This is a genomic window from Ruegeria sp. BF8 (assembly GCF_056538625.1).
The window spans coordinates 1,259,540-1,271,812 of the sequence record NZ_JBQFTL010000001.1; the positions used below are offsets into that span (position 1 = coordinate 1,259,540).

Below are 12,273 nucleotides of genomic sequence, written 5' to 3' on the forward strand. Positions count from 1 at the left end.
AAGCTAGCGCCAACATCGACATGTGCCAAGCCCCGCCGCCCGGATGTTGCACCCGTGAAAGCGCTGATTTCTGCACGGCTCAGAAAGCCCCGCCGACACGGTCGACCCACAGGAGAAAAGGTATCACTCTGGACCGTTAACAACTCCAACATCTGTAAATTATTGTTTTTCATTATGTTATCGCAAACTTAACTCGGTCGAATTTACAAAATACCCCGAGAAACGGAAAGTTGTTTACAAACAAATCCAAGGATTACGGCAATTTATTTCTTTCTTTTCTCGAAGGCGTATTATCCCGACCGGGGAGGAAACGGATCGACAATGCCAATCAATTGAGCAAACTCGGTCCACCCGAAGTCCAGTCAGAGGGAGGAGCCTCAGAATGACCACCGCTGCCCAGGCAGAAGCCAAGGTATTTCCGCCATCCGCAGAAACCGTTGCTCGCGCTCATGTCGATGCCGAAAAATACACCCAGATGTACGAGGCATCTGTCAACGACCCCGTGAAATTCTGGGGTGAGCATGGCAAGCGGATCGACTGGATCAAGCCTTACACCCAGGTCAAGGACGTCAACTACGATTTCGGCTCGGTCAAGATCAACTGGTATGCCGACGGCACGCTGAACGTCTCGGCCAACTGTCTGGACCGTCACCTGAAGACCCGCGGCGATCAGACCGCGATCATCTGGGAACCGGATGATCCGAACGACGAAGCCCAGCACATCACCTATGCCGAGCTGCACCGCCGCACCTGCCGCATGGCGAACATTCTGGAATCGATGGGCGTGCGCAAAGGCGACCGGGTCGTCATCTATCTGCCGATGATCCCCGAGGCAGCCTATGCCATGCTCGCCTGCGCCCGCATTGGCGCGATCCACTCGATCGTGTTTGCCGGCTTCTCGCCCGACGCGCTGGCCGCTCGGGTCAACGGTTGTGACGCCAAGGTCATCATCACCGCCGACGAGGCCCCGCGCGGCGGCCGCAAGACTCCGCTGAAATCGAACGCCGACGCCGCCCTGCTGCACTGCAAGGACACGGTAAAGTGTCTGGTGGTCAAGCGCACCGGTGGCCAGACGACCTGGATCGACGGGCGCGACTACGACTACAACGAAATGGCGCTGGAGGCCGACGATTATTGTGCGCCGGCCGAGATGAACGCCGAAGATCCGCTGTTCATCCTTTACACCTCGGGCTCGACCGGACAGCCGAAAGGCGTGGTGCACACCACCGGCGGCTACCTGGTTTATGCCGCGATGACCCACGAAATCACCTTCGACTATCATGACGGCGACATCTACTGGTGTACGGCGGACGTGGGCTGGGTCACCGGCCACAGCTATATCGTCTATGGCCCGCTGGCCAATGGCGCGACCACACTGATGTTCGAAGGCGTGCCGACCTATCCCGACGCCTCGCGGTTCTGGCAGGTTTGCGAGAAGCACAAGGTCAACCAGTTCTACACCGCCCCCACCGCGATCCGCGCGCTGATGGGTCAGGGCAACGAGTTCGTAGAAAATTGCGACCTGAGTTCCCTGAAAACGCTCGGCACGGTGGGCGAACCCATCAACCCCGAGGCCTGGAACTGGTACAATGAGGTGGTCGGCAAGGGGAAATGCCCAATCGTCGACACCTGGTGGCAGACCGAGACCGGCGGCCACATGATGACCCCCCTGCCCGGCGCGCATGCGACCAAGCCCGGTTCGGCGATGAAACCCTTCTTTGGCGTTCAACCCGTCGTGCTGGATCCGCAGTCGGGCGTCGAGATCACCGGCAACGGGGTCGAAGGCGTGCTGTGCATCAAGGACAGCTGGCCGGGCCAGATGCGCACCGTATGGGGCGACCATGAGCGGTTCGAGAAGACCTATTTCTCGGACTACAAGGGGTATTACTTCACCGGTGACGGCTGCCGCCGCGACGAAGATGGCGATTACTGGATCACCGGCCGCGTCGATGACGTCATCAACGTCTCGGGCCACCGCATGGGCACCGCCGAAGTCGAAAGCGCGCTGGTGGCTCACGCCGCCGTCGCCGAAGCGGCCGTCGTAGGTTATCCCCATGAAATCAAGGGCCAAGGCATCTATTGCTACGTCACCCTGATGAATGACCGAGAGCCCTCGGATGAATTGCTGAAAGAGCTGCGCACATGGGTCCGGACAGAAATCGGACCGATCGCCAGCCCTGACGTGATCCAATGGGCTCCGGGCCTGCCCAAGACCCGTTCGGGCAAGATCATGCGCCGCATTCTGCGCAAGATCGCCGAGAACGACTTCGGCTCGCTGGGCGATACCTCGACCCTGGCCGACCCGTCCGTCGTCGAAGATCTGATCGCCAACCGGGCCAACAAGTGAGGGCGTGATGCAGGCTGAAACAATCACAAAGCCCGCTGTCCTGATCCTTCTCGGCCCTCCGGGCGCCGGGAAGGGCACACAGGCGCGAATGCTGGAACAGAAATTCGGCCTTGTGCAACTCAGCACGGGCGACCTGCTGCGCGCCGCGGTTGCTGCCGGAACCGAGGCCGGAAAGGCCGCGAAAGCAGTGATGGAAGCCGGCGACCTGGTCAGCGACGACATCGTCATCGCAATCCTGCGCGATCGCATTGCCGAGCCCGATTGCGCGCGCGGTGTCATCCTGGACGGGTTTCCCCGTACCACGGTTCAGGCCGAAGCGTTGGACAAGCTGCTGGCCGAAAACGGGCAGAAGGTGAATGCGGCCATCAGCCTCGAGGTCGAGGACGCCGAGATGGTCACCCGGATCGCCGGACGCTACACCTGCGCAATGTGCGGTGAAGGCTACCACGATCAGTACAAGCAGCCGAAGGTGGACGGTGTTTGTGACAAGTGCGGCAGCACGGAATTCAGCCGCCGCGCCGATGACAATGCCGAAACCGTGGCGTCCCGGCTGGAGGCCTATCACGAACAAACCGCGCCTTTGATCGACTACTACAAGGATCGCGGCGTACTCAGAAAACTGGATGCCATGGGGCAGATCGATCAGATCGCCCGTGGCCTGGAAAGCATCGTGGGCGACGCGATGCGGTAAGGGGAAGAGGACTCCCCACAGCGGGCACTGATCCCGACACGAGTTTCTTCAACGGAACCGCTCTGGCGGACCGGAGAAGCTTTGCCTGGCGCCATCGCGGCGCTCGGCGCAATCGAATGGCGGCCCTACGCCGGAGGACAAATGCACCGGGCCGCCCTGGAGGAACCAAGGAGGAAACCGCAATGGCGGATAATTCAACAAACTCCGCGCAGACTGCCGTGTCCGACAAGGGCTATTGGCAGGCAAACCTGCGTCTCATCTACATCAGCCTCATCATCTGGGCGCTGGTGTCTTTCGGGTTCGGCATTCTGCTGCGCCCGTTGCTGTCGGGCATCGCCGTCGGCGGTACCGACCTGGGCTTCTGGTTCGCGCAACAGGGATCAATCCTGGTCTTTCTGGCGCTGATCTTCTTCTACGCCTGGCGCATGAACAAACTGGATGCCGAATACGGCGTCGAAGAAGAATAAGGGAGCCAGGGGACAATGGATCAGTTTACCATCAACCTGCTGTTTGTGGGCGCGTCGTTCGCGCTCTACATCGGCATCGCGATCTGGGCCCGCGCGGGGTCCACGTCGGAATTCTATGCCGCCGGGCGCGGCATTCACCCGGTCACCAACGGCATGGCCACGGCAGCAGACTGGATGTCGGCGGCCTCGTTCATCTCGATGGCGGGCCTTATTGCCTTTACCGGCTATGACAACAGCTCGTTCCTGATGGGCTGGACCGGCGGCTACGTGCTGCTGGCGCTTCTGCTTGCGCCCTATCTGCGCAAGTTCGGCAAGTTCACCGTGTCCGAATTCATCGGCGATCGCTTCTACAGCCAGACCGCGCGCGTCGTGGCGGTGATCTGTCTGATCGTGGCCTCGGTCACCTACGTGATCGGCCAGATGACCGGCGTGGGCGTGGCCTTTGGCCGCTTTCTGGAAGTGTCGAACACCACCGGTCTGCTGATCGGCGCGGGCGTCGTGTTTGCCTATGCGGTGTTCGGCGGCATGAAGGGCGTGACCTATACCCAGGTCGCTCAGTACTGCGTGCTGATCACCGCCTACACCATTCCGGCGATCTTCATCTCGCTGCAGCTGACCGGCAACCCGATCCCGGCCCTGGGCCTGTTCGGCGACACCGCCGGTGGCGAGCCGCTGCTGACCAAGCTGGACGCCATCGTGGCCGAGCTGGGCTTTGCGGAATACACCGCTCATCATTCGAACACGCTGAACATGGTTCTGTTCACCCTGTCGCTGATGATCGGCACCGCCGGCCTGCCGCACGTCATCATGCGCTTCTTCACCGTTCCCAAAGTGTCGGACGCCCGCTGGTCGGCCGGTTGGGCGCTGGTGTTCATCGCGCTGCTGTACCTGACCGCCCCCGCGGTTGGTGCCATGGCCCGTCTGAATATCACCGACATGATGTGGCCGAACGGGGGCATCGAAGGCGGCGCTGTATCGCTGGAGCAGATCGACAACGATGCCCGTTATGACTGGATGGCCACATGGCAGAAAACCGGCCTGCTGGGCTGGGAAGACAAAAACGGCGACGGCAAGATCCAGTACTACAACGACAAGAACGCCGACATGCAGGCGCTTGCCGAAGAAAAGGGCTGGGTCGGCAACGAGTTGACCAATTTCAACCGCGACATCCTGGTTCTGGCCAACCCCGAAATCGCCAACCTGCCGGGTTGGGTGATCGGTCTGGTCGCGGCCGGTGGTCTTGCGGCTGCGCTTTCGACCGCTGCGGGCTTGCTGCTGGCAATCTCGTCGGCGGTGTCGCACGACCTGATCAAGGGCTCGATCAACCCGAGCATCTCGGAGAAGGGCGAGCTTCTGGCGGCGCGGATCGCAATGGCCGTGGCCATCGTGGTTGCCACCTATCTGGGCCTCAACCCTCCGGGCTTTGCGGCGCAAACCGTGGCGTTGGCTTTCGGTCTGGCGGCGGCCTCGATCTTCCCGGCGCTGATGATGGGGATCTTCTCGACCCGCATCAACAACACCGGCGCGGTCGCGGGCATGCTGGCTGGTCTGACCGTCACCCTGGTCTACATCTTCCTGCACAAGGGCTGGCTGTTCATTCCGGGCACCAACTCGTTCACCGATGCAGACCCGCTGCTGGGTCCGATCAAATCGACCTCGTTCGGTGCGATCGGCGCCATGGTCAACTTCGGCGTCGCCTATGTGGTTGCCGGCATGACCAAGGAAACCCCGCAGGAGATCAAGGATCTGGTCGAAAGCGTGCGCATTCCCCGTGGTGCGGGCGCGGCTCAGGACCACTGAGCCGGATGCGGTCCGCGATGATGCATCACGGGCCGTTTCCCTCGACCAACTTTTCCCGCCCGGCTAAACCCCGGGCGGGGCTTTTCATTCAAGCGGACGGGCGAACCCATGGCGCTTTCACCTGAACAGATCACCCGGTTCCTGAAATCCGTGCACCCCTATGACGCGCTGCCTGTCGAGGAACTGGCCGACATCGCCGCCCGGATCGAAGCGCGTGAAATCCCAAAGGGAACCGTCATCTATCACCGCAGCGCGCAGTTGCCCGGCCTGTTCATCATCTACGAAGGCCAGGTCGAGATCACCGACGAAAACGGCGCGGTCGTATCCCATCTGGGCCTGCGCAACTCGTTCGGCGAACGTGGTCTGATGCGCGACGGGCGCGCGAAGACCACGGCAACGGCTGACGCGCCCTCGGTTCTGCTGATCATCCCAACTGTCCTGTTTTCCGATCTGCTCCAGCGTCACGTCGTCGTCGCCAAATTCTTCAATCGGGCCCGCCCCGCGCGGCCTGAACAGCAATCGCTGGCCACCACTCGTGTCGAGACCCTGATGGCGCGCAAGCCGGCCACATGCACCCCCGACACGACCGTTCAGGAAGCCGCGCGCCTGATGCGCGACCGGGGCATTTCGTCGGTCTGCATCACCGAGCGCGGCGCGTTGCGCGGCATTGCCACGGTTCGGGACCTGTCGGGCAAGGTCGTGGCGGGCGCCCTGCCCCCGACGACCCCGGTGTCACAGATCATGACCCCGGACCCGCTGACCCTGTCGCCCGGCGACATCGGCTCGGACGTGCTGCACGCGATGCTGGAACGCGGTATCGGCCATATCCCCATCACCGAGGGTGGGCGTCTGGTCGGAATGGTCACCCAGACCGACCTGACCCGGTTCCAGGCCGTCAGCTCGGCCGAGCTGGTCGGCCGCATCGCGCAGGCCGGGTCGGCGACCGAGATGGCCGCGGTCACGGCCGAGATCCCGAACCTGCTGGTGCAACTGGTGGCGGCGGGCAACCGGCACGAAATCGTCACCCGCCTGATCACCGACATCGCTGACGCCGCGACGCGCCGGCTGCTGGCGCTGGCCGAGCAGAAACTCGGCCCGGCGCCCGTCCCCTATCTTTGGCTGGCCTGCGGCTCGCAGGGGCGGCAGGAGCAGACGGGCGTGTCCGATCAGGACAATTGCCTGATGCTGGATGACAGCGTCACCGATGCCGACCTGCCCTATTTCGAGGCGCTGGCCAAATTCGTGTCCGGCGGGCTGGATACCTGCGGGTATTTCTATTGCCCCGGCGACATGATGGCGACCAATCCGCGCTGGCGGCAGCCGGTCCGGGTCTGGCGCGACTATTTCAACGGCTGGATCGCCAAGCCCAACCCCGAGGCGCAGATGCTGGCCTCGGTCATGTTCGACTTGCGCCCCATCGGCGGCCGGTTCGAGCTGTTTTCCGACCTGCAGGCCGAAACCCTGCGCGCGGCGCGGGCCAACTCGATCTTCGTGGCGCACATGATTTCGAATTCTCTGAAGCACACGCCGCCGCTGGGCCTGCTGCGCGGGATCGCCACGATCCGCTCGGGCGAGCATCGCAACACGCTGGATCTCAAGCACAACGGCGTGGTTCCCGTGGTCGATCTGGGCCGCGTCTACAGCCTGCAGGGTGAATTGACCGAGGTGAACACCCGCGCGCGCCTCAAGGCCGCCGAGGCCGCCGGGGTGCTCAGTCCGTCGGGCGCGCGGGACCTGCTGGATGCCTATGACCTGATCGCGGAAACCCGGTTGAACCATCAGGTCAAACAGATCAGGAATGGCGACAAGCCCGACAACTATCTTGCGCCGTCGGAATTGTCGGACTTTGAGCGAAGTCATCTTCGGGACGCGTTTGTCGTGGTAAAAACGATGCAATCCGCGGTCGGGCACGGCAAGGGGATGCTGGGGTAAAGCCCCAGGCCAGGAAGAACGGAGGAGGAAGATGTTTCTTGAGCTGATCGGCACGATCTTTGCGGGTTTTGCCATCGCGGGCCTCGTGATGGGTTTGAACCGGCTGACCGGTGGCCGCCTGCCGAAATGGTCGGCTCCGGTTGCGGCCGGTTTGGGCATGATCGCAGTCACGATCATCAGCGAGTATTCGTGGTACGACCGCACCCGTGACGCCCTGCCCGAGGGCCTGACCGTCGTGCAGGAGGTCGAAAGCCGCGCGCTCTATCGCCCCTGGACCTATGCGGTGCCGTATGTCGACCGGTTCGCGGCCGTCGATACGGCCTCGTTGCGGACCAATGCGCAGGTGCCGGATCAGCGCCTGATCGACCTGTACTTCTTTGGCCGCTGGGCGCCGGTATCCAAGATGCCGATCGCTGTGAACTGCGCCGAGCACAGCCGTGCAAGTCTGGCGGATGGGGCCGAGTTCTCGGATGACGGGCGTCTGGTCGGTGCCGATTGGGTGCCGGTTGGCGCGGATGATCCGGTGGTCTCAGCCACTTGTGAGGCCTGACCATGCTGACCCGCCTGAGCCTGCGCCTGAGAATTTTTCTGTTCTTTTGCTTGCTTGCCGCGGGAGGCATCGCCATCACCCTGATCGCGCTTTGGCTTGGCCTGCGCCGGGCCGACCCCGCGGACATGACCAGCGCCTTCGTGTTCAGCGGCCTGCTTATCTCGTTTGGCTTGCTTGGGCTGGTCGCTGGTGTCTGGCTGCTGTTCGACGACAACGTAGCAAAGCCGATCGAACGCCTGTCGGCGCAGCTGCGTGCGCGTGCACATGCGGAGGTGGATACCGATCTTGACCTGCAGGCGGCACGCTATCTGGGTGATCTGGCTCCCGCCGCCGCCAGCCTTGCCGAACGACTGGCCACCACCGCCCTGTCCACCGCCGAAGCCGTTGCCGCCGAAACCGCGCATCTCGCGTCAGAGAAGGAACGTCTGACCGCGCTTCTGTCCGAGATCCCGGTCGCGATGCTGCTGGCGGGGCCAAACCATCAGATCGTTCTGTATGACGCGCAGGCCGCCGAGGTTCTGGCGCAGATCGCCCATCCCCGCTTGAACGCCTCGCTGTTCGACTATCTCGAACGCAAACCTCTGCTGGACGCTTATGAGAAGCTGGGGAAAACCGGCATGGATGTCTATTGCACCCTCGCCAGCGTGGACGGGCGCCAAACCTACACGGCACGCATGAAACCGCTGGGCGATGCGCCGGGCTATATGCTGATCTTCGAAGACAGCGTCGCCCGCATTCCGCCAGAGGCCGCGCGCCCTCTGGTCTATGATTTCGATCTTCTGGACACCCCAGGCGACGAGGCGTTCGAAAACCGCCCGCTATCGCAACTGTGCTTTGTGGTCTTCGACACCGAAACCACCGGTTTGCTGCCGCACAAGGACGAGATCGTGCAGATCGGCGCCGTCCGTGTCGTCAAGGGGCGCATCGTCGAGGGCGAGCGGCTGGACACGCTGGTCAATCCGGGCATTCCGATCCCACCCGCTTCGACCAAGGTTCACAAGGTCAGTGACCGTATGGTGCAGGACGCGCCCGATATCGCGCAAGCCGGGCGCATGTTCCACCACTTCGCCCGTGATGCCGTGATCGTGGCGCATAACGCACCATTCGACATGGCGTTTCTGCGCCGTCATGCCAAGCGCATGGAAGTGACTTGGGATCACCCCATCCTGGACACGGTTCTGCTGTCAGCGGTCCTTTTCGGAGCCAGCGAAACCCATACGCTCGACGCTTTGTGCGAAAGACTGGGCGTGGAAATCCCCGAGACGCTCCGCCACACGGCTTTGGGGGATGCGGTTGCGACGGCTGAAGCATTGGTGCGGATGCTGCCGATGCTGGCTGCACGCGGTATGCAGACATTCGGCGACGTGATCGCAGAAACCCGCAAGCACGGTCGGCTGCTGGAAGACCTGAACTGAATCAGCCTATTGATCGCGATACAGCTTTTCGTGGACAATTCTGCTGCGGCATGGCACCCCGTGCCCGGCCACCAAACGAGCGCGCGATGACCGAAAGAACATTCAAACCCGGACCCGATCAAAGCATGGCCTTCCGCGAGGCTCTCGGGTGCTTTGGCACTGGTGTGACGGTCGTCACGACCAGCACCCCGGACGGTCCCTCGGCCATCACCGTCAACTCGTTTGCATCAGTGTCGCTGGATCCACCATTGGTCCTGTGGTGTCTGGCAAAAGAGTCGAACCGTTACGGGGCCTTTCAAGCAGCGCAACATTACTCGATCCATGTCGTGGCCGAGGATCAGCAGGATCTGGCCCTTCGTTTTGCCCGCAATGGCCTCGATTTCTCGCATGCAGACTGGTCCCCGGATCACAAAGGTCGGCCGCAGCTGAGCCAGTGTCTGGCCCGATTTGACTGCACATTGTCTGCCCGCCACGAGGCCGGGGATCATCTGATTCTCGTGGGAGAGGTCGAACAGGTCATGTACCGCACCGGCAAAGGCTTGATCTTCAAGCGCGGACAGTTCGGCGGTTTTGCCGACCTTTTGTAATTACTCGTCCAATGACCCGTGCACGGCAAAGGCCTCCAACTCGGCCTCTTGCGGCGTGATCACGCGAAACGCCTCGTGAACGCCGGACTCGGTCAGGCTGCGGGCAACGGTCAGCAGGGTGTTGGGGGCATGATCGTCACACATCTCGGACATATGGGCCAGCTCGGCCCGGGCCACGTCCAGCGCCGCCTCGACCGAGGGCGCGCCGTAAAGGCGCACGAAATGCTCGGCCAGGTTGGTGGCCAGCCGCTCCATCTCGGCCGGTTCGATCTGCGTCACCGCCACGAAGGTCACGCGCCCGAAGGTTTCAAGCCCCAGCCACCCGTTGGCAAAGGCTTGACGCGCCTTGCCGGCCAGGTCTGCCTCGCCCCAGTTCGAAAACTCGAACCCGCCCGAGATGCACCACTCGCCCGTTCGGGCGGGTGAGTGAAAGACGTTCAGGTCGCTTTCGTCGAAATGAATGGCGCGGGCCAGGTTCAATGGGCGTCCTCCAACAGACGGGTCAAGGGAACAAGCTGCGTATCCGCACCGTTCCGCAACAGCATGCCGAACCGCTCATCGGCCCCGAGAAACACGCCGCGATCACCATAGGGCTCTCCGACGCCCTGCAGCAAGCCCATCCATTCCCCGTGCAACGGCGCGTTGCCATCCTCGAACCAGCGGTTCAGCCAGGTCAGCATGTGACGCGACCAGCTTTCGACCAGCTGCACCGGGGACACTTCCGCGCAGCCTTCGTCATACAGGGCCGTCACATCGGGCGACTTGCCGGGCTCGTCCCCGGTTTGCAGCAAGGCCAGTTCCCAGCCGACGACCAGCCAGTCGGGATAGGTTTCCGGATCCGAGGTCGACGCGGCCACACGAAACCGGCCACAGCGGGCCCCGTTGACAAAAATCGGCCCGTCCCACCCCAGATGAACCGCCACCTCGGGCGGAGCCAGCGCGCCCAGCGCGTTCTGGAACCCGACGGCGCACAGCGGCAGCATGGCCATGGCGTCCTGCAAGGGCACCTCGGGCGCAAATACGATGGCCGCGCGCAGGCGATCCGCCTGGATGTTGAAGACGACGCTGCCCGCATCGCAGCCCAGCGCCGCCATGGCCTGCGCATGGTCGAACGGGTCTTCCCCACCCTGCACCGGGTGCCCGGACAGCAATGGGGGAAAGACCGGCTGTGTCATGCCTTGCCCGCGGCGATCAGGTCGCGGGCGATCTTGCGGAAGGCCTCGGCCTGCGGGCTGTCGGGTTTGCTGACCACGATCGGCGCCCCGCCATCGGCGGCCACGCGGATATCCAGATGCAGCGGGATTTCCCCCAGCAACGGCACGCCCAATTCGGCGGCTTCGGCGGCGACGCCCCCATGGCCGAACACGTGTTCCTCGTGCCCGCAGTTCGAGCAGATATGCGTGGACATGTTCTCGATCATGCCGACGATCGGCGTCTTCAGCTGGCGGAACATGTCGATGCCCTTGCGCGCGTCGATCAGGGCCACGTCCTGCGGGGTCGAGACGACGATGGCCCCGTCCACCTTGAACTTTTGGCTCAGCGTCAGCTGCACGTCACCGGTGCCGGGCGGCAGGTCGACGATCAGCACGTCCAGTGCGCCCCACTGCACCTGGCTCATCATCTGCTGCAGCGCGCCCATCAGCATCGGGCCACGCCAGACCACCGCCTGACCTTCGTTGGTCATCAACCCCATCGACATCATGGTGACGCCGTGATTACGCAGCGGCAGGATGGTTTTGCCATCGGGGCTGGCGGGTCGCCCGGACACGCCCAGCATGCGCGGCTGCGAAGGGCCGTAGACATCAGCATCCAGCAATCCAACGCGCCGCCCTTCGGCCGCCAGCGCACAGGCCAGGTTGGCCGAAACGGTCGACTTTCCGACCCCGCCCTTGCCCGAGGCCACCGCGATGATCCGGTCAACCCCCGGCACCGCCTGCGGCCCGGTCTGCGACGGCTTGGGCTTGGGCTTCAAATCCGGCGGCGCCTTGTCGGAATGCGCGGTCAGCAGGGCCGAGACCTTGGCCACCCCGTCGACCATCTGCGCCGCCTTTTCGGCGGTGGCGCGCACCGGCTCCATCTTTTCGGCGTACTTGGGGTCGATCTCGAGAACGAAGCGCACGGTGTCGCCCTCGACATTCAGCGCGCGGACCACGCCCGCGCTGACGATGTCCTGCCCCGAAACCGGGTCGGTGATCTTTTTCAGGTTCGCCAGAACCGCGTCGCGGATGCTCATGCGTCGCCGTCCTTGATCTGGCCTGTCACCACGTGTTCGACATCCAGCCCGTTGATCGTCAGGACCATCTTGGCCTCAAAGCTTTTGCCCGCCGGATCGCCCGCCTTGCGCAGCGCATCTTCGATGGCCTGCTGGCTGGTCACGCCAACCTGTTTGAGGAATTTGCGCATCGACATGTTGTAATCGCCGCTCATCGCCGTGTGTCTCCGTCTTGTTCGTTCATTTGACGCATTCGCCCTGTCACCGTTAGG

The 12,273-nt window shown here is 63.1% G+C and carries 12 protein-coding genes; 8 read left to right on the top strand and 4 right to left on the bottom strand.

Annotated elements, in window-relative coordinates:
• Positions 1–382 precede the first annotated feature (382 nt).
• The 8 genes from acs (at position 383) to ACR0LD_RS06305 (ending at position 9,789) form a co-directional block, all read left to right on the top strand.
• Positions 383–2,347 (top strand): acetate--CoA ligase, encoded by a 1,965-nt coding sequence (acs, locus tag ACR0LD_RS06270; RefSeq protein WP_480636016.1) that lies wholly within the window; start codon positions 383–385, stop codon positions 2,345–2,347.
• A 7-nt stretch (positions 2,348–2,354) separates the two neighbouring features.
• Positions 2,355–3,038, top strand: coding sequence for an adenylate kinase (locus ACR0LD_RS06275; protein WP_170339585.1), 684 nt, complete (start codon positions 2,355–2,357; stop codon positions 3,036–3,038).
• Positions 3,039–3,220: 182 nt separating this feature from the next.
• Positions 3,221–3,505, top strand: a complete 285-nt coding sequence (locus ACR0LD_RS06280; protein WP_480636019.1) for a DUF4212 domain-containing protein — start codon at positions 3,221–3,223, stop codon at positions 3,503–3,505.
• A 15-nt stretch (positions 3,506–3,520) separates the two neighbouring features.
• Positions 3,521–5,305 carry a sodium:solute symporter family protein gene (locus tag ACR0LD_RS06285; protein WP_170461908.1) on the top strand — a complete coding sequence of 595 codons (1,785 nt, stop codon included), beginning with the start codon at positions 3,521–3,523 and terminating at the stop codon, positions 5,303–5,305.
• 108 nt (positions 5,306–5,413) lie between these two features.
• Positions 5,414–7,237, top strand: a complete 1,824-nt coding sequence (locus tag ACR0LD_RS06290) for a DUF294 nucleotidyltransferase-like domain-containing protein (RefSeq protein ID WP_480636021.1) — start codon at positions 5,414–5,416, stop codon at positions 7,235–7,237.
• Positions 7,238–7,268: 31 nt separating this feature from the next.
• Positions 7,269–7,787: a hypothetical protein gene (locus tag ACR0LD_RS06295; protein ID WP_170357569.1), complete on the top strand. Its 519-nt coding sequence runs from the start codon at positions 7,269–7,271 to the stop codon at positions 7,785–7,787.
• Between the two features lie 2 nt (positions 7,788–7,789).
• A complete protein-coding gene (locus ACR0LD_RS06300; protein ID WP_480636023.1) occupies positions 7,790–9,202 on the top strand; it encodes a 3'-5' exonuclease in 1,413 nt (470 codons plus the stop codon).
• An 86-nt stretch (positions 9,203–9,288) separates the two neighbouring features.
• Positions 9,289–9,789: a flavin reductase family protein gene (locus tag ACR0LD_RS06305; protein WP_170371219.1), complete on the top strand. Its 501-nt coding sequence runs from the start codon at positions 9,289–9,291 to the stop codon at positions 9,787–9,789.
• Here the strand turns inward: ACR0LD_RS06305 and ACR0LD_RS06310 are convergent, their stop codons facing one another.
• From ACR0LD_RS06310 to ACR0LD_RS06325, 4 genes are read right to left on the bottom strand one after another with little or no spacing between them, the layout of a single operon-like run.
• Positions 9,790–10,269, bottom strand: a complete 480-nt coding sequence (locus tag ACR0LD_RS06310) for a DUF6505 family protein (protein WP_170437244.1) — start codon at positions 10,267–10,269, stop codon at positions 9,790–9,792.
• Positions 10,266–10,964 (bottom strand): biotin/lipoate--protein ligase family protein, encoded by a 699-nt coding sequence (locus ACR0LD_RS06315; protein WP_480636026.1) that lies wholly within the window; start codon positions 10,962–10,964, stop codon positions 10,266–10,268. The genes ACR0LD_RS06310 and ACR0LD_RS06315 overlap by 4 nt, the downstream gene beginning before the upstream one ends.
• Positions 10,961–12,022, bottom strand: a complete 1,062-nt coding sequence (locus ACR0LD_RS06320; protein WP_170366949.1) for an Mrp/NBP35 family ATP-binding protein — start codon at positions 12,020–12,022, stop codon at positions 10,961–10,963. The genes ACR0LD_RS06315 and ACR0LD_RS06320 overlap by 4 nt, the downstream gene beginning before the upstream one ends.
• On the bottom strand, positions 12,019–12,216 hold the full coding sequence (locus ACR0LD_RS06325) for a DUF6494 family protein (protein WP_170339600.1): 198 nt from the start codon (positions 12,214–12,216) through the stop codon (positions 12,019–12,021). Before ACR0LD_RS06325 ends, ACR0LD_RS06320 begins: the two co-directional genes overlap by 4 nt.
• Between the last annotated feature and the right edge of the window lie 57 nt (positions 12,217–12,273).

Coding starts and splice junctions, on each gene's coding strand:
- ACR0LD_RS06285 (WP_170461908.1), top strand. CDS start 3,521: ATGGATCAGTTTACCATCAACCTGCTGTTTGTGGGCGCGTCGTTCGCG.
- ACR0LD_RS06300 (WP_480636023.1), top strand. CDS start 7,790: ATGCTGACCCGCCTGAGCCTGCGCCTGAGAATTTTTCTGTTCTTTTGC.
- ACR0LD_RS06275 (WP_170339585.1), top strand. CDS start 2,355: ATGCAGGCTGAAACAATCACAAAGCCCGCTGTCCTGATCCTTCTCGGC.
- ACR0LD_RS06295 (WP_170357569.1), top strand. CDS start 7,269: ATGTTTCTTGAGCTGATCGGCACGATCTTTGCGGGTTTTGCCATCGCG.
- acs (WP_480636016.1), top strand. CDS start 383: ATGACCACCGCTGCCCAGGCAGAAGCCAAGGTATTTCCGCCATCCGCA.
- ACR0LD_RS06315 (WP_480636026.1), bottom strand. CDS start 10,964: ATGACACAGCCGGTCTTTCCCCCATTGCTGTCCGGGCACCCGGTGCAG.
- ACR0LD_RS06305 (WP_170371219.1), top strand. CDS start 9,289: ATGACCGAAAGAACATTCAAACCCGGACCCGATCAAAGCATGGCCTTC.
- ACR0LD_RS06290 (WP_480636021.1), top strand. CDS start 5,414: ATGGCGCTTTCACCTGAACAGATCACCCGGTTCCTGAAATCCGTGCAC.
- ACR0LD_RS06320 (WP_170366949.1), bottom strand. CDS start 12,022: ATGAGCATCCGCGACGCGGTTCTGGCGAACCTGAAAAAGATCACCGAC.
- ACR0LD_RS06280 (WP_480636019.1), top strand. CDS start 3,221: ATGGCGGATAATTCAACAAACTCCGCGCAGACTGCCGTGTCCGACAAG.
- ACR0LD_RS06325 (WP_170339600.1), bottom strand. CDS start 12,216: ATGAGCGGCGATTACAACATGTCGATGCGCAAATTCCTCAAACAGGTT.